General features: G+C 37.5%; 14 protein-coding genes. 8 read left to right on the top strand and 6 right to left on the bottom strand.

Annotated features, from left to right (window positions below; translation table 11 throughout):
• Positions 1 to 139: 139 nt before the first annotated feature.
• Both CW736_RS12535 and priA read left to right on the top strand, forming a co-directional pair.
• Positions 140 to 916 carry a thioredoxin family protein gene (locus CW736_RS12535; RefSeq protein WP_101014624.1) on the top strand — a complete coding sequence of 259 codons (777 nt, stop codon included), beginning with the start codon at positions 140 to 142 and terminating at the stop codon, positions 914 to 916.
• A 107-nt stretch (positions 917 to 1,023) separates the two neighbouring features.
• Entirely contained in the window at positions 1,024 to 3,477 is a 2,454-nt protein-coding gene (priA, locus tag CW736_RS12530) for a primosomal protein N' (RefSeq protein ID WP_101014621.1), read from the top strand.
• A 142-nt stretch (positions 3,478 to 3,619) separates the two neighbouring features.
• Here the strand turns inward: priA and CW736_RS12525 are convergent, their stop codons facing one another.
• On the bottom strand, positions 3,620 to 4,324 hold the full coding sequence (locus CW736_RS12525; protein WP_101014619.1) for a LytR/AlgR family response regulator transcription factor: 705 nt from the start codon (positions 4,322 to 4,324) through the stop codon (positions 3,620 to 3,622).
• Positions 4,325 to 4,764: 440 nt separating this feature from the next.
• Between CW736_RS12525 and rpsF the strand changes: the two genes are divergently transcribed.
• The 4 genes from rpsF to CW736_RS12505 all read left to right on the top strand — a co-directional run bounded on the left by rpsF (position 4,765) and on the right by CW736_RS12505 (position 6,451).
• A complete protein-coding gene (gene rpsF, locus CW736_RS12520) occupies positions 4,765 to 5,109 on the top strand; it encodes a 30S ribosomal protein S6 (RefSeq protein ID WP_101014617.1) in 345 nt (114 codons plus the stop codon).
• Positions 5,110 to 5,112: 3 nt separating this feature from the next.
• Entirely contained in the window at positions 5,113 to 5,409 is a 297-nt protein-coding gene (rpsR, locus tag CW736_RS12515; protein WP_101014615.1) for a 30S ribosomal protein S18, read from the top strand.
• An 18-nt stretch (positions 5,410 to 5,427) separates the two neighbouring features.
• On the top strand, positions 5,428 to 5,877 hold the full coding sequence (gene rplI, locus CW736_RS12510) for a 50S ribosomal protein L9 (protein ID WP_101014613.1): 450 nt from the start codon (positions 5,428 to 5,430) through the stop codon (positions 5,875 to 5,877).
• 79 nt (positions 5,878 to 5,956) lie between these two features.
• Positions 5,957 to 6,451 (top strand): DUF6495 family protein, encoded by a 495-nt coding sequence (locus CW736_RS12505; protein WP_101014611.1) that lies wholly within the window; start codon positions 5,957 to 5,959, stop codon positions 6,449 to 6,451.
• 90 nt (positions 6,452 to 6,541) lie between these two features.
• Here the strand turns inward: CW736_RS12505 and CW736_RS12500 are convergent, their stop codons facing one another.
• The 4 genes from CW736_RS12500 to CW736_RS12485 form a co-directional block, all read right to left on the bottom strand.
• Positions 6,542 to 7,123, bottom strand: a complete 582-nt coding sequence (locus tag CW736_RS12500) for an NUDIX domain-containing protein (protein WP_101014608.1) — start codon at positions 7,121 to 7,123, stop codon at positions 6,542 to 6,544.
• 149 nt (positions 7,124 to 7,272) lie between these two features.
• Positions 7,273 to 8,577: an amidohydrolase family protein gene (locus CW736_RS12495; RefSeq protein ID WP_232735360.1), complete on the bottom strand. Its 1,305-nt coding sequence runs from the start codon at positions 8,575 to 8,577 to the stop codon at positions 7,273 to 7,275.
• A gap of 10 nt (positions 8,578 to 8,587) precedes the next feature.
• Positions 8,588 to 11,548: an amidohydrolase family protein gene (locus CW736_RS12490; RefSeq protein WP_101014602.1), complete on the bottom strand. Its 2,961-nt coding sequence runs from the start codon at positions 11,546 to 11,548 to the stop codon at positions 8,588 to 8,590.
• 77 nt (positions 11,549 to 11,625) lie between these two features.
• Positions 11,626 to 12,684 carry a DUF3810 domain-containing protein gene (locus tag CW736_RS12485; protein WP_101014600.1) on the bottom strand — a complete coding sequence of 353 codons (1,059 nt, stop codon included), beginning with the start codon at positions 12,682 to 12,684 and terminating at the stop codon, positions 11,626 to 11,628.
• A gap of 283 nt (positions 12,685 to 12,967) precedes the next feature.
• Between CW736_RS12485 and CW736_RS12480 the strand changes: the two genes are divergently transcribed.
• A complete protein-coding gene (locus CW736_RS12480; RefSeq protein WP_101014597.1) occupies positions 12,968 to 14,140 on the top strand; it encodes a GlmU family protein in 1,173 nt (390 codons plus the stop codon).
• A 7-nt stretch (positions 14,141 to 14,147) separates the two neighbouring features.
• Here the strand turns inward: CW736_RS12480 and CW736_RS12475 are convergent, their stop codons facing one another.
• A complete protein-coding gene (locus CW736_RS12475; RefSeq protein WP_101014595.1) occupies positions 14,148 to 14,534 on the bottom strand; it encodes a hypothetical protein in 387 nt (128 codons plus the stop codon).
• A 105-nt stretch (positions 14,535 to 14,639) separates the two neighbouring features.
• Here CW736_RS12475 and CW736_RS12470 point away from each other — a divergent pair, with 105 nt between their 5' ends.
• Positions 14,640 to 17,081, top strand: coding sequence for a zinc-dependent metalloprotease (locus tag CW736_RS12470; protein ID WP_101014593.1), 2,442 nt, complete (start codon positions 14,640 to 14,642; stop codon positions 17,079 to 17,081).
• Positions 17,082 to 17,096 lie beyond the last annotated feature (15 nt).

Below are 17,096 nucleotides of genomic sequence, written 5' to 3'. Positions count from 1 at the left end.
TTTGGTCAAGTGTCGTGATTAATTGCCGACGAGCAATCGAAACAGGTTCTTTTTAAGTGGTTTACAATTTTAAATACCCCAAACAGGGTACTTAAAATTGTAAATTTTCACTTATTTTTAACTTTTAAAACTTATAGACATGAAATATTTATTCGCGGCTTTCATTTGCCTTATGCAAGTAGCTCAGGCTCAAACAGAAATTACAGACATTGATGCAGAATCAAAACTATTGGTTAATAATGATAAATTAATAGTCGTAGACTTTTATGCGACTTGGTGTGGTCCTTGTAAAATCATGGATCCTATATTAAAGGAACTTTCTAAGGAGTATGCAGGAAAAGTAGATTTTTATAAAATTGATGTAGATGAAAATGCCGTGGACGATGCCTTAGGTGTTACCGCCATGCCTACGTATTTTTTCATTAAAAACTCAACAAATTTAGATGTGGTAAAAGGAGCTATGTCTAAAGGGGATATGACATCCTTAATAGAGAAGTATGTGGATTACAATACTGAAGATGATGTTGTAGTAGAAGAAGTCGTAGAAAGTACAGAAACAAGTTATACCGATGCTTCCAGATACGATGCTGCAGCATATCACAACACCAAAGATGAACTGGATAGGTCCTATAAAATATGGACTAATTCATCGCAACTCAATACACTAGCTTGGCATATCTATGAGAAGCACTATCAACGTACTGATTTCTATAAAGGTATAGATATGGTTAAAAGGTCTATCGAACTGGAACAAAACTACTACAATCTAGATACACTCGCTGCCTTATTATTTAAAGTGGAAAGGTTTTCAGAAGCATTGAAGAAAGCTAAAGAAGCTATCGAGCAAGCAAAAAGGGATGGAGTCGCTTATGATTCTACCACAGAATTAATTAATAAAATAATAGATAAGATGTAATCTTAATTATCTAAACCAGTATCAAGCGCAAGTTCTTATTTAGAATTCGCGCTTTTTTATTTGGTATCAGAACTAAAAACCAAAAGAGCTTCTTATTTTTACATCTTATGCAGCACTTCATTGATGTTATTCTACCACTTCCTCTTGAGCGTTATTTTACTTATACGGTCAATACTGTCGAAGCTGATTTTTTAAAGCCCGGTATGAGGGTGGCTGTGCCTTTTGGTAAATCAAAGATCTATACAGGCATCGTTCATCGAGTACATCAGGAAAATACAGCTACTTACGAGGTTAAGGATATCGAGTTCATTATTGATGAGCAACCAGTAGTTACAGAAAGCCAGCTACAGTTTTGGGAATGGATAAGTTCCTATTACCTATGCGCAGTAGGTCAGGTAATGCGAGCATCCTTGCCTAAATCATTTCTTTTAGAGAGTGAAACCATTGTTTTGAAAAATGAAGCCACTTTTATAGATGATGCACTTCTAGACGACCGAGAATTTCTAGTTATGGAAGCCTTGGAATCTCGCAATGCTTTAAAAGTGCAAGAAGTAATGGATATTTTGGACCGCAAGAGTGTGCTGCCTATTCTGCAAAAAATGCTGGAAAAGGATTTTATTATCCTGCAAGAAGAACTCTATCATACATACAAGCCTAAAACAGAAAAATTTATCCTCTTACATGAGGAATTAAAAGAAGATGAAAAACTTCAATCGGTGCTTGAAGAACTCCAGCGTGCTCCTAAACAAAGAGAAGCCGTTTTGACATTATTCATGATGCAGGCAGGAAACCCTAAAGAGGTGACTAAAAAACAGCTTATAGAAAGAGCAAATGTTACTGCTGCGGTTATTAAAACTCTGGTGTCTAAAGGTATTCTTGTAGAAATTGAAAAAGAAATAGATAGAGTACTGGATAAGGAAGAAGAGGGTAGTGAATTGTATCGTTTAAATGAAGATCAAACGGAGGCCTTACAGCAAATTAAAAGTAGCTTTAAGTCCAACAAGACAGTGTTACTTCACGGGGTTACCTCAAGCGGGAAGACGCAACTGTATGTAGAACTTATTAGAGAACAACTGGAGAAGGGGAGTCAAGCCTTGTATTTGTTGCCAGAAATTGCACTCACCACTCAATTGATCTCTAGATTAAAAAACTTTTTTAAACATCAAGTGCTGGTGTATCATTCTAAATACAACCTCAATGAGCGTTTAGAAGTTTGGAATCATGTGATCAACGCAAAAGAGCCTTATGTGATCATAGGTGCTCGCAGTGCGATGTTATTACCCTTCCAAAACTTGGGTTTAATCATTGTGGACGAAGAGCATGAAACCAGTTTTAAACAATACGACCCTGCACCTCGCTATCATGCTAGAGATACGGCGATTGTATTGGGCCACATGAAAAAAGCATTCGTACTTCTAGGGAGTGCGACACCAGCATTAGAAAGTTATTACAATGCTAGTTCTGGAAAATACCACCTGGTAGAATTGAAAAAGCGTTTTGGAAATGTCCAGATGCCAGAAATCAATATGGTGGATATTAAAGAAAAGCACAAGCGTAAAAAGATGACTGGTCATTTTTCTGACACACTCATTGAGCATATGCAGCAAGCTTTTAGGAACAAGAAGCAAGTGATCCTTTTTCAAAATAGGAGGGGTTATGCCCCTATTATGGAATGTGGCACTTGTGGAAATGCGCCGCAATGTCCTAATTGTGATGTCAGTCTTACGTACCATCAATACAAAGGACAGCTAAGATGTCATTACTGCGGTTACCACACTTTTGTACCTAAGGAGTGCCCATCTTGCTCTAGTAGCGCAATGGATACTAAAGGTTTTGGTACAGAACAAATAGAGCAAGAGTTTAGGATGTTATTTCCTGATCATAAGGTCGCTCGCATGGATCTGGATACTACCAGAGGTAAAAACTCTTATGAAAAACTTATTCATCAAATGGATACCGGAGAAATAGACTGCCTGGTCGGTACACAAATGCTTACAAAAGGTCTTGACTTTAGAAATGTAAGTCTGGTAGGGGTTATGAATGCAGACTCTATGCTTAACTTTCCAGATTTCAGAGCTCATGAAAGATGTTTTCAATTGCTGACACAAGTTGCAGGAAGAGCAGGGCGTACTAAAGAAATAGGTAAGGTGTTGATACAAAGTTACCATCCAGATCATATGATCTTACAGCAGGTAAGTTCTTACGATTACCCTACGATGTATAAAGAGCAGATTGAGGAGCGCTATCAGTTTAAATACCCGCCTTTTCAGAGATTGATAAGGATTACTTTTAAACATCGCGACTACCAGACGACCTTAGATTCAAGCACTTGGTTTGTAAATGCTTTGAATCAAATTCCCCATGGCGTGGTAGTTCTAGGGCCAGAATTTCCGCCAGTGTCACGTATACGTAATCTTTATAATATTCATGTGATCATAAAGTTGACAAAGCAACAGGCTCCAGATCAGGTAAAAGGCTATATCATGAAAGTAAAGAAAAGCTTTGAATCTATTAAGCAGTACCGTTCTGTAAGATGTAATATAGATGTAGATGCTTATTAGATGAAATTTTTTGTGGTTCTCGCTTTCGCGAAAGCGATATTAAAGCCAGCTATTCATTCTCAATAAATAGGGGTTCAAGCAAAATAGCACAAAAAAAAGCCGCTCTTAAGAAGCGGCTTGTATGATGTAAATGAATGAAGAGTTAAAATTGGGACAGGGCTTCAATAAGTTCTGATTTTCTATTGCGACTTAAAGGCAATACTTCATCACCTAGCTCTACTGCCTTAGAATTGAACTTTTCTACTTTTCTCAAATTTACTATGTAAGATTTATGAATGCGCAAAAAGTCTTCTTCAGGAAGAGTACTTTCAAAGGACTTCATAGTAGAAAGAACGATTAAGTTATCCTCTTCAGTAATCAGTTTTACATAATCACCCAGTGCTTGAATGTATCTCAGCTCTTTAAGGTATACTTTACGTTTTTTAAGATTACTTTTTACAAAGATAAACTCGCCGCGATCTTCGATCATTTCAGTTTTCATCTTATGCGCTAGCAGTGCTCTCTCGACTGCATAAAGAAAACGGGTTTTTTTAATAGGCTTTTGTAAATAGTCTATGGCTGCATAATCAAATGCTTTAAAAGCATACTTGGTTTGTCCTGTAACAAAAATGACACTTGGTTTTTCTGTAATGTCGTCTAATAAATCAAAACCAGTAAGAATGGGCATCTCTATATCTAGAAAGATAAGATCTACTACTTGTTCTTTTAATGCTGTTTTGGTCTCTACAGCGTTGCTAAACTCGCCTATTAGCTTTAAATTTGGATGACCTTCTATCATCTTTACGATCGCGAGTCGTTGTATACTAGAATCATCTACTACAAAACAGTTCAGAATAGTGTTGCTCATCGTCTTTATTAATGGTTTCTAGACAATAGTACTTACTTTTCTGATGAAATACAAATAAAAACACGTTTAATCGGATATATTAACAAGTTAGCGAATTTAGCATTATTCTAACATACTGTAAATAATTAGTTTTTAGAATAGAAAATGGTGTATTTCATCGATGTTTTAGTTTGATGAAAGATACATACCAAATAATACACTTTACAATTTTACTAAAAAACAGGAGGTTGAGTATTTTATGGTTTAACTTTAGTTACAGTCATACTGCTTGCAGTTTGCTCATTTAAATAGGGAGGATGTATAAAAGAGTCATCAGATAAGTGTTCAACCGTTGGATAAATGATGTCTGTACTATAAGGATATATAAAATATAAAAGATTCTTATTGTTTAAATAAGAGAAAAAGATTATTTTTGCAGCCGTTAAAAAACAATATTAATTATGAATCAATACGAAACTGTTTTCATTTTGAATCCCGTTTTATCTGATGACCAGGTAAAGGAGACAGTAAAGAAGTTTGAGAATTTCCTTACTGATCGCGGTGCAAAAATGGTAGCCAAAGAAGATTGGGGCCTAAAAAAACTGGCTTATGCAATCGAAAACAAGAAAAGTGGTTTTTACCACCTTTTTCAATTTGAAGTACCTGGTGAGGTAATCAACGACTATGAAGTAGAATTCCGTCGTGATGAGCGTATCATGAGATACCTTACTGTAAAACTTGATAAATATGCTATCGAGTGGGCAGAGAAGAGAAGAAGTAGAATGTCTAAAAAATCTAAAGCTTAAATTATGGCAACATTACAACAACAAGCTAAAGGTAAAAAAGATGGTGACATCCGTTACCTATCTCCTTTAAAGATCGAGACTCAACAGAGAAAAAAATACTGTCGTTTTCAACGTAGCGGTATTAGATATATAGATTATAAAGATCCTAATTTCCTTTTCGGATTTGTAAATGAACAAGGGAAGTTACTTCCACGTCGTCTTACTGGAACTTCACTAAAATACCAACGTAAAGTTGCTATAGCTGTAAAACGTGCTCGTCACATTGCTATCATGCCTTACGTAGGAGATTTACTTAAATAACAAAATCAGATTAACATTATGGAACTTATATTAAAGAAAGACGTAGAACATTTAGGTTTTACTGACGATTTAGTGAGTGTTAAGCCTGGTTATGGTCGTAACTTTTTAATACCTAATGGACTGGCTGTAATGGCTACCACTAGTGCTAAAAAAGTACTGGCTGAAACGCTTAAGCAAAGAGCTCATAAAGAAGCTAAAAACATCAAAGCTGCTCAAGATCAAGCTGATCAACTTACAGCTCTTGATTTGAAAATAACTGCAAAAACTGGAGATGGAGACAAATTGTTTGGTTCTATCACCACTGCAGATGTTTCTAACATCTTAGCAAAGAACGGTATTGAGATAGAGAAGAAGTTTATCTCTGTTGCTGGAGGTGCTATTAAGAGACTTGGTCTTTACGAGGCTGATGTACGTTTTCACAGAGAAGTAACTGTAAAGCTTGCTTTTAACGTAGTAGCAGACAAGTAAGACTCGATCTTATCACATATAAAGCCGTTTCATTAAATTGAAACGGCTTTTTTAATACAAATTTTTAAATAAGCTTTTTATGAAATATAGAAGACTTACCAAGGAGCAACTAGATGAAATGCACCAAGAGTTCATCAATTTCCTTGCAACCCAATCTATTACAGCAAAAGAATGGGACGATCTTAAAACAAATCAGCCAGAAGTGGCAGAAGAAGAAATAGATGTGTTCTCTGATTTGGTATGGGAAGGCGTGCTTCAAAAGGCCGAGTATCTAGAGCATATTTCGCCTAGAACCATGAATTTATTTTCCTTGGGAGAAAAGGAAATGGAACTGATATCTGTTATGGTAGGAGATGAATTGATTGATATTACTACTAAAGACGGATATCAATGGCTTCAAAAAAACTTAATGGACGATGAGGTAAAGATTTTCACTGCCAAAAAAGCCTACAGCGAGAATCCTAACAAAGATAAATTCAAGCTTATTGAAACAGGTGCTGTTATTACTAAAGGACAACTGTTTGATTACTTTGATGATCTGATGGAGTTAGGTAAAGAAACAAATGGGTTCTAAAATCATTCTGTGACTATAATTATAAAAGCCAATTCATAAGAATTGGTTTTTTTTTGATCCTGTAGATTTAACTATGGAGTCATTATTTACCTATGATTTTAAAGATACTTTATTCAGTAAATACCATTGTAAACTAATAATACTGACGGAGTTATTAAAAAATCCTGCTTGAAGTTTTTGCCTGATCTCCCGTCTTGAGATTTTAACCAATTCTATATCTTCCTTTTCTGAAACAGAACCACCACCTTTTGCTGTTTTTTGATTAGAAGTTACTTCGCCATAAAAAATACTGATCTGTTCTGAAAGCATTCCAGGAGAAGGAAAGTATTCTACTATAAATTCTAATCTATCGATTTGATAGCCGATCTCTTCTTTTACTTCTCTAATAGCTGCCTCTTTTGTTGATTCGTTAGGGTCTATTGCTCCAGCTGGAATCTCAACTATCCAAGGCTGACCATGTCGTGCACTAGGGTAGCGGTATTGGCGAATAAACAAAAAGCTATCGGTATCTATTTCATACAACAATACCGCAATCGCATTACCTCGGTCTAAGGCGAGGCGGGTAGCCGTGATTTCTTTATCAGTATTAAAAGTATCGTGTGTAACCTCTGCTTTATAGATTTTCAGAAAATCATCAAAGACTTTTTCTTCTTTTTGGATCTTGTGTTTCATAAGGATTTACATTAATGAAAAAAAATCGCCTATTCTAACAGTGAATAGGCGATTCTAGTTGATGATCAACTTCAGAGGTGCTAAAGCCTTTTGTAATAGATGTTTTAACCCTTTGTACTCAACTTGTAGTAAGTGGTTTTACTCTTTGATCACCTTTTTATTTCCGCTCCAAACTTATTCATATAACGCTCATACAATTCGGTTTGATGAGAATTAAGGGAAATGTCTCTACCGTCTATAAAAGCTCTTGTCAGTTGATTTCCTCTCATATCTAGAGCATTTCCTTTAGATATAAATAAAGTAGCGCTCTTTCCTTGTTCTAGAGAACCATAATTCTTATCGATTCCTAAAATTTTTGCTGGTGTAAGCGTGATCATCATCAAGGCTTGCTCCATATCCATTCCGTACCCTGCAACAGTTCCTGCATAGAAAGGAAAATTACGAGCTTGATGTCTTTCCATACTTCCAGAGTTTTCTAGGGCTACCATCACCCCTTTATCTGCAAGGAGTTTAGGGAATTTGTAAGGCATATCAAAGTCTTCATCTTCTCGAGCTGGAAGATCATGAACACGTCCAGCAACTACAGGAATATTCATTGCAACCAACTCAGTGGCTACTTTATCACCTTCACGACCTCCTATGATCACTGGCTTTTTAATATCGTTTGCCTTGATAAATTTCAATACATCTCTTATGGCTTTTTCTCCATCCACATGTATATAGAAATTTTCATCTCCATTCAATGCTGGTTGAAGGGCAGCATATTTCAAGTTCAGTCCTACGGGCTTTACCGTTGAATTATAAGCTTTTGCACTGTTTAAAAAGTCGGTAAGTTCTGTTACTTGCTCATCATAATTTTTACTTGGTTCAATAGGTCCTGGCTCATACCAAGTACCACTTCTTCTAAAACTAGAAGGCCAGTTGATGTGTACACCATCATCCGTTCGTACTGAGGCATCTTCCCAGTTCCAAGCATCCAGTTGTACTACGCTAGATTTCCCAGAAATACGACCACCTCTAGGCACTATTTGCGCTATAAGTACTCCGTTAGGGCGCATGGATTCCACGACGCGACTCTCGGCATTGTAAGCAATCAAGGAGCGTATATGCGGATTAAAAGTCCCTATCTCGCGCTCGTCATCACTAGCGTTTACGGCATCAACCTCTACTAATCCTAAAGTAGAATTCATCGCAATAATCCCAGGATATACGTGCATTCCGTACCCATCGATCTTTTCTCCTTTGATATCCATTCTTACTACTGTAGCATCTGCAATAGCAGTGATGATTCCGTTTTCAATAACGATCACAGAATTCTCGATCACTTTTCCATTACCTATATGCGCCGTAGCGTTCATAATCGTGTATACTCCCTTTTGTTCTGAAGCAGGTGTCTGTTGTGCTGTTGCAGTTATGGCAAATAAGGCACAAATAATATATAATATGTTTTTCATTGTCTTCATGTTACCAGTGAATAGTTTCGCATTCATATAAAGTCTTGTCTTTCTTTTTCGGTGTCTGAGTTTTCATCCCTTTATTTTTGGCCATGATCATCTCATTTACGAGTTGTTGTCTTTCTACTTTTATGCTTTCGCGCAAGCTTAAGTCATGTTCCAAGTCAAAAAACACAATTCCATCAATCATCGTGATTTCAGGTCTTGCAGTCACACTTAATGGGTTGGCATTCCAAAGTACTAGATCGGCATCTTTTCCTTTCTTGATACTACCTGTACGGTCATCAATATGCAATAGTTTTGCAGGGTTCAACGTCACAAATTTCCAAGCTTCTTCCTCACTAACTCCACCGTATTTAACTGCTTTAGCAGCTTCTTGATTCAAACGACGAGACATTTCAGCATCATCAGAATTAAAGGCAGTAAGAACTCCCTGAGAATGCATGATCGCACCGTTGTATGGAATAGCGTCGTTTACTTCGTACTTATAAGCCCACCAGTCACTGAAGGTAGACCCACCAGCGCCGTGTTCAGCCATTTTATCAGCTACTTTGTAACCTTCTAAGATATGCGTGAACGTGTTGATACGGAAACCGTGCTTTTCAGCAACTTCCATCAACATATTGATTTCACTTTGTACATAAGAGTGACAGGAAACAAAGCGCTCACTTTCTAAGACCTCTAATAACACTTCCATTTCTTCATCATAACGGAAGTCCTTAGCTTCTTTTGAGTTGGCATACGCTCGGGCTCTAGAAAAATAGTCTTCAAATACTTGTTCTACGCCCATACGTGTCTGTGGAAAACGCACTCCATTTTGACTACGAGATTGTTTTACATTTTCTCCTAAAGCAAATTTGATAAATTTAGGAGAGTCCTTGTAAATCATCTCATCTGCCTTGTAGCCCCATTTCAGCTTAATAATTGCGCTACGTCCACCAATTGGGTTAGCACTACCGTGAAGTAATTGTGAAGAAGTTACTCCACCAGCAAGATCTCTATAGATGTTAATGTCTTCGTGATCTACTACGTCTTCAATAGTTACCTCTGCAGTGGAATTATGACCAGCTTCGTTAACTCCACTGTCAATAGCAATATGACTGTGTTCATCAACGATTCCACTGGTTAAGTGTTTACCCGTAGCATCTACGATTCTAGCATTTCCAGCACTTAGGTTTTTACCTATCTTAGCTATTTGACCGTCTTTAACAAGCACATCGGTGTTTTCTAGAATCCCTTCTTTTTCATTGGTCCATACGGTCGCGTTGCGGTATAAGATGGTCTCTTCTGTAGGTTTTGAGGCACTACCATAACCTATGTTAGGATAGGTCATCGTTCCCATTTGCTTGATAGTCTTGTCATCGTCTTCCTTTTCTTCCTCTTCTTCCTTATCCTCTTTAGAAGCATCTTTGTTTTTCATTGCGGTAAAAGCGATTTCTTGACCGTTAGGTAAATAGGCGGTTCCGCTTAAGTTGTTCAATTGAGATGTTGCTAAAAAGCGAGTATAAGATTTATTGTCAGATTCCTTTTGAGTGGTTACAATGTTGATCCAGTCGCCGTCATAAGTGATTTTAGAACCCAGAGTGATGCTGTCTATTTTTACCGTTGACTTTTTACCTTTTCCTTTGATGCTAATATCATAGGTAGTTCCATTAATAGTCGTTGCATAAGAACCGTCAATGTCTTTTGTACTTCTGTCTTTTATAACATGCTTAGAGCCTTTGACCCAGTTTTCATAAATCTCTGTATCGTCTTCAAATAGCTTTCCAGAGGTCATGATAAAGTTAGCCAGCTTTCCTTTCTCTAGCGTTCCTACCATATCAGTTATTTGAAGTATTCCAGCTGGAGTGGTGGTAAGAGCAGCTAATGCTTGATCTTCAGTAAGACCATATGCTATTGCTTGCTTTAATTTACTCATTAAATCTGCAGGAGATTTTAAATCTTTAGTAGTAATGGCATAAGTAATACCTGCTTTAGATAAGGTCATTAAATTACCAGGGGCCTGTTTCCATTCTCTCATATCGCCTAGATTTACAAACCATTCTAAGTTGGGATTAGAAACATCATAAGCATCTGGAAAATTAACAGGAACAATAAGAGCAGCGTTAGTAGCTTTCACATCGGCAATCATCTCATAAGCGTCTTCTCCACCTACAATTACAAATTGCTTTCCTACTCGATCTCCAAGTTTATCAACTCTAAGAACGTTTTTCTTATTCCCAGCCTCAATGATTTGAACTAGGTTTTTCTTGGCGTTTAACGCCTCTAGAGATAAATCTTTTGATTTAGAGTGTCCTTTTGCATACCAGTCTGCGTCAAAATGAGTCTGGCGTAACAAAGCCAAACCTCCCATCATGGAAGTAGGATAAGATTGATTGGACTGACGGCTTTTACTTAAGGAGAAGAAATTCCCGCTTTCTTGTTTTAAAATACGGTCGGCGTCAGTTCCATTATTATCTAGAGCTATCAACATACCGTTACCACGGGCAATACCGTCGTGAAGGTGCGTTTGTATTGTTCCAAAACCAGCATCAACATATTTTTTTGCTTCTTTGGTGTCGTATATAAAATAATCCATCGCGCTTTGCTCTGCTCTGATGTGATCATTCCAGTAATATCCTTTACGGCCTTCGTCGTATTGTGCGGTTCCATTACTGCTCGCTCGTTGCGGAGTTTTCATAGATAGATCTCCATAAGACTCTATAAAAGAAGGGTAGATGTAATTGCCACCAGCGTCTTCTACAACAGCATTTTTAGGTATAGAAATGCCGTTTCCTATAGCTTCTATTTTACCGTTTTTAATAATAATGGTTCCGTTGGAAATCATTTTTCCAGGACTCGTAACTATAGTCGCGTTAGTAATCACCCTAGTGATATTGCTTACCGCACTGATATCGTCGTTGTTTGGGAAATACTCTTGTGCTTGCACGGAGATGCAAACCAGTAGCAAGAGAGAAAATATTCTTTTCATGAAATAAAGTTTAGATTATAAATATAGCCAAAACTCCTGCAAACGGACCTCTTAAAGAATTCATAAAAAGCGTAAAGTTATTTGTAGTAGTTAACAATAAGGGCAACTACATAGCTGTAGGTCTCCATTCCGTCAGGCTGATTATTGGCTTTTAGATAGGTGTCGTAGGTCACCTTAAACACCTCTTCTACAACACCTTTGTACTGATTCCAGAAGTCTCGCAGCTCTTTATAATTTTTAAAAATACCATCACGTATCAAGGGCCTTATTTCCTCATAAGCCTTAGGGTCTTTGAGGTATAAATCATTGATGCAATAGCGCAAGGCAAAAATACTAGCACTGTATTGAAAGTACAGATCGTCGTGATTCATCCCGGCAATGATCGCTATAAAATTAGCTTCATTTTCTTTTGCAAATCCTAACTGATGCGACATTTCATGTAAGGTGAGTACTGGAGTTTTGTAATTATTGATCCATGCATTTGTTTGTGCCTCACCCGTCAGCGGATTCAAATAGCCGCTGTAACCCATATAAGATAACGGCATCGTGAGAAGTGATTCTTTGATGCTGGAATTCCCATAATCCAGTGCGGGATAAATATGGTCTATTTTTTTAAAAGCAATAGGAGCTAGGTCAAAAATTTCTGACTGCGATCTCGTAAAGCTCACAGGAAGGGAGTCTATCTTTTGTAATTGCTCGTGTAATTGATTAGAGGTGAAAACAAGTTGGTAGACGACTGTTTTTAGTTCTTCTGTACTGTAATTCTTATCAAGGTCTAAAACCTTGTGCAAAGGTTCTCTGTAATAATTAAACCCCCACATGCAGTGAAAAAGAGCCAGGATAATATTTAAGGAAAGGAATAATTGTGTGTAACGCTTTCGCGAAAGCGAGATCAAATCCATTTTACTCAACCACAACCATCTTATGATCATAAGAATAGCAACCGAGTATACAACATCTCCAAACGAGAAAGGAATCCAGCCCAATCCTAGCCTCATGGCTTTTGCGATATAGGGATAAATACCCGTGCTGTAAAGCGACTCCACGGTAGAAGGGAAAAAACGCAAACTGTAATAAAAGCTGACCTGAAGAATTAATATTGCTATGGCAATAAAGAGCGAACGGTTTTTTTGCATGCAGCTAAGTTAGGAATTAATGTAGGACAATGGAACAAAGAACGCTGAGTTATAAGAATATGGAATCAAGATGAAAAGGACTAAAAACTGTTTCGTTATCGTTGCTCCCCAACTTTGCTGTTGACCAGCTTTTTTAGCTTACTTAAAAATGGGCGGGACAACCATTTTAATATCCGAAACTCTTTGAAGTTGAGGTTTTCAGCATCCTTGATAATTATTTTAAAGTAAAATGATAAATGAAAATAGTTTTACGACCTTTGATCTTAGAAAACAATCCATACCGATGAACTTTATCCTAGCCGACTTTAATAAGCACAAAGCATTATTACCGTTTACATATACACGACCTACTTGTGAGATACGCTGTGGGATTCTGACCTTACGCGAGAAGTGGGAAAAGCAACTAGAAGAAACAGTTAGTTTCCAGACAGAGGATTATTTACAATCCAAATACCCACTTGTAGAAACAACCGATAATATAGTAATTGCAGGAAATGTGTTTGCTACTCCAGCCCTATGTAAAGCGATAAAAAACTTAAAACCACAGCAAAAATTGTTGGCAGGTAACGATATACTTGCCTATAGGGTAAAAGAATTACACACACCTACCATAGAGTTGGAACAAGTGCTTTTCTTAGAAGAAGAAGTAGACGGGATTGATTTTACTTGGGATATTTTTTCTAAGAATGGAAAAGCATTAGAAGCAGATTTTGACCTGATTACCAAAGGAAGAAAAAGCCAGCCCATTCCTGATAGTGTGAATTGTATCAATGAAGATCGCATCTTTATAGAAGAAGGTGCCACACTTCAATTTGCAACTTTAAATGCCTCAACAGGGTCTATTTATATAGGTAAAGATGCTGAAGTTATGGAAGGCTCTATCATACGTGGTGCTTTTGCCTTGTGTGATCACAGCGCTACTAAATTAGGAACAAAGGTTTACGGTCCTACAACTGTAGGTCCACATTCTAAAATAGGAGGAGAGGTAAATAATTCTGTGATTTTTGGTTATTCTAATAAAGGACACGAAGGTTTCTTAGGGAATTCTGTGATAGGAGAATGGTGTAATCTTGGAGCAGACACCAATACCAGTAATCTAAAAAACAACTATACAGAAGTAAAACTCTGGAACTATGAAACAGGTCGTTTTGCAAAAACTGGTCTTCAGTTTTGTGGATTGATGATGGGAGATCATTCTAAATGTGGGATCAATACCATGTTCAATACAGGTACCGTAATAGGAGTGAGTGCCAATATTTACGGAGCTGGCTACCCACGTAATTTTATTCCATCTTTCAATTGGGGTGGGCCTCAGGGCAATATGACTTACAAACCTGCCAAAGCTTATGAAGTAGCAGAGGTTGTTATGAAACGCCGTGGATTATCACTGGAACAAGTAGATATTGATATTCTAGATCATGTATTTGAGCAAACCGCTCAGTACCGCAAGGATTGATTTAGCGCTAGTTGACTCTTACATAACGTTCTCCACAAGGCTCTATACAAAAGTGTGACACTTCAAGAAAAGGCCCATTAAAGGAATAGGTTCCTGTACAATTATCTACCTCAATGCTCATGGTAGAGGTATCATAAGTACCTGTTGTCGTCGCTTGTGTTAACTGTCCGAAGCAAAAACTAATATTGCAATTCACCACAGCTTGATCGGTAAACTGAAGTGTCTTACCAGTCGCTGATTGGTAAGTGCCACTGCCGTCTCCTGGGTCTGCAAGAATGGCCACCAGTTCCCAGTTGCCTACTATTTCTGATTCAGTTACAACAGTATCATCATCGCAATCTGTACAAGCTGATAGACTGATGAAAAAGCTAAAAAGTATAAGTATTTTTTTCATGATATGTATGAGTTGATATAAAGATGCAGCAGGTCTTGAAAGGTTGCGTGCAACTACTTTTCTTTTATAAGAATCGTTTATCTTTATTTTTTTTTAAATTGAATTATGAAAAGTACTCGGTGCATCGTTTCCTTATTATTTTTAGTTTCCGCTTTCGCGAAAGCGCAGTCAACATTACCTTCCCAGCAATTTAACGGCTATTACGACTTCTCTTATCAGGAAGATAAAGGTAGTATACTGCTAGAAGTTAAAGATCTAGACAAAGAATTTCTTTATGTTCATTCCCTGACCAGTGGTTTAGGATCTAATGATATAGGACTGGATCGTGGACAATTAGGCGATGGAGTTGTGGTAAAATGGATCAAAAGTGGTAACAAATTATTGCTCCTACAGCCTAATTTAAACTATCGTGCAAGTTCTACAAATGAAGATGAAAAAGCCTCTATAGAACAAGCCTTTGCAAAGTCAGTATTATTTGGTTTTGATATTAAGGAACATAAAAACGGCACTTATGTGATTGATTTGACTCCGTTTCTAATGGAAGATGCGCATGGAGTGGCAACACGTTTAAAAGATCGCAAACAAGGAACTTATAAGCTTGATAAATCACGCAGCGTTTTGTGGATGGAAAACACCAAGAGTTTTCCTAAGAATACAGAGTTTGAAGCCATGCTTACTTTTACAGGAACACCTACAGGAAGAGACGTCAAAAGTGTTGCGCCAGACGCCAGTAGTATTTCTGTGATCCAGCATCACAGTTTTGTGGAATTACCAGATGCAGGTTACCAACCTCGTGTATTCCATCCGCGTAGTGGTTCTTTTTACACGAGTTATATGGATTATAGCACACCAGTTTTTGAACCCATCCAAAAGCGATTGATCACTAGACATCGATTAGAAAAGAAAAACCCAGAATCAGCTTTTAGTGAGCCAGTAGAACCTATCATTTATTATTTAGATCGTGGAACACCAGAACCAGTGCGCAGTGCTTTATTAGAAGGTGCCGGCTGGTGGAATGAAGCTTTTGAGAGTGCTGGTTATAAGAATGCTTTTCAAGTGAAGATGCTTCCAGAAGATGCAGATCCTATGGATTTGAGATACAATGTGATCCAGTGGGTGCATCGCAGTACTCGTGGCTGGAGTTATGGCGGTAGTATCACAGATCCACGAACTGGTGAGATTATCAAAGGCCATGTGAGCTTAGGAAGTTTGCGCATACGTCAAGATTTTATGATTGCACAAGGATTGCTTAAAGAGCCTTTTAAAGGAAACGATAAAAATCATGAGGCCATGATGGATATGGCACTTGCGAGAATACGACAGTTAGGCGCTCATGAAGTTGGACATACCTTAGGTTTTGCACATAATTTTGCAGCAAGCACACAAGATCGAGCAAGCGTTATGGATTACCCACATCCCAAGTATGACATTGTAGATGGAGTAATTTCTTTAGAAGATGCTTATGCAATAGGAATCGGAAAATGGGACAAGTTAACGGTACAGTATTCTTATGGGAACCCAAAAACCAGCCAGTCTGAAGCCGCTTTTTTACAATCGATTATTAAAATAGCTGACGTTGAAAACCTCAAGTTTATTTCAGACAGCGATTCTAGAGCTGCAGGTGGTGCAAGTGCCAGTGGACACCTTTGGGATAATGGAGCAAATCCTTCTAAAGAATTAGTACATATTTTAAAAGTTCGCGAGATAGCTATGAATCAATTTTCTTTAGATAATATCAGATCTGGAGAGGCTTTAAGTGTGTTAGAAGATGTATTTGTACCTGTTTACTTTGCACACAGATACCAAGTAGAGGCAACTACAAAACTTGTGGGAGGTCTGGAGTATGAATTTCTAACAAAGGATGGCAATCAAGAATTTAATACGGTAGGTGCTTTTCAACAAGTTGAAGCATTGCGCAATATCTTAAAAACGATAGATCCAGAGACTTTGAAGATTCCGCAATCGGTTTTAAAATTATTCCCGCCACGAGCTTACGGATATGCTAGAACAAGAGAAAGTTTTCAATCAGAAACAGGAGTGAGCTTTGATCCTTTAAATGCTGCAGCTACCAGTGTAGACATGACTTTTGATTTCTTGTTTCATCCAGAACGTATGAACAGAATCACCACTGCCAATGCCTTGGTACCTAATGGTACTAAAGAGGTGGAAAATATCAATGATTTTAAAAACGCCTCTAATGCTGTTTTGACTCTAGGAACGATATTGAATGCTGTTTCTGATCAAGTATTTAGAGATTATAAAAATGATGATCCTTACGCTACAGCTATTGCTCATAGAACTCAAGAGCTTTTTATAAATCACTTAATGAACCTTATAGCTAGTTCTCGCACAAATATAGACGTAAAAGCTGCCGCGAGACACCAATTGAAAAGTATTGAAAAAGACCTGAGCAAACGAGATGCTTTTGAGAACCAATTGTTAATGCAAATCCAACCCTTCTATCTGCATCCAGAATTGTTTCAAGAAAAGAAATTACCTGCGATTCCAGATGGAAGTCCAATAGGTTGTGGGTATTCTTTTAAATAGAGAACCCTGATCTTT

It is taken from the genome of Nonlabens sp. MB-3u-79 (assembly GCF_002831625.1).
Lineage (GTDB): Bacteria > Bacteroidota > Bacteroidia > Flavobacteriales > Flavobacteriaceae > Nonlabens.
The sequence above is the reverse complement of the archived record's forward strand: the minus strand, read 5'-3'. Positions and strand labels throughout refer to the sequence as shown.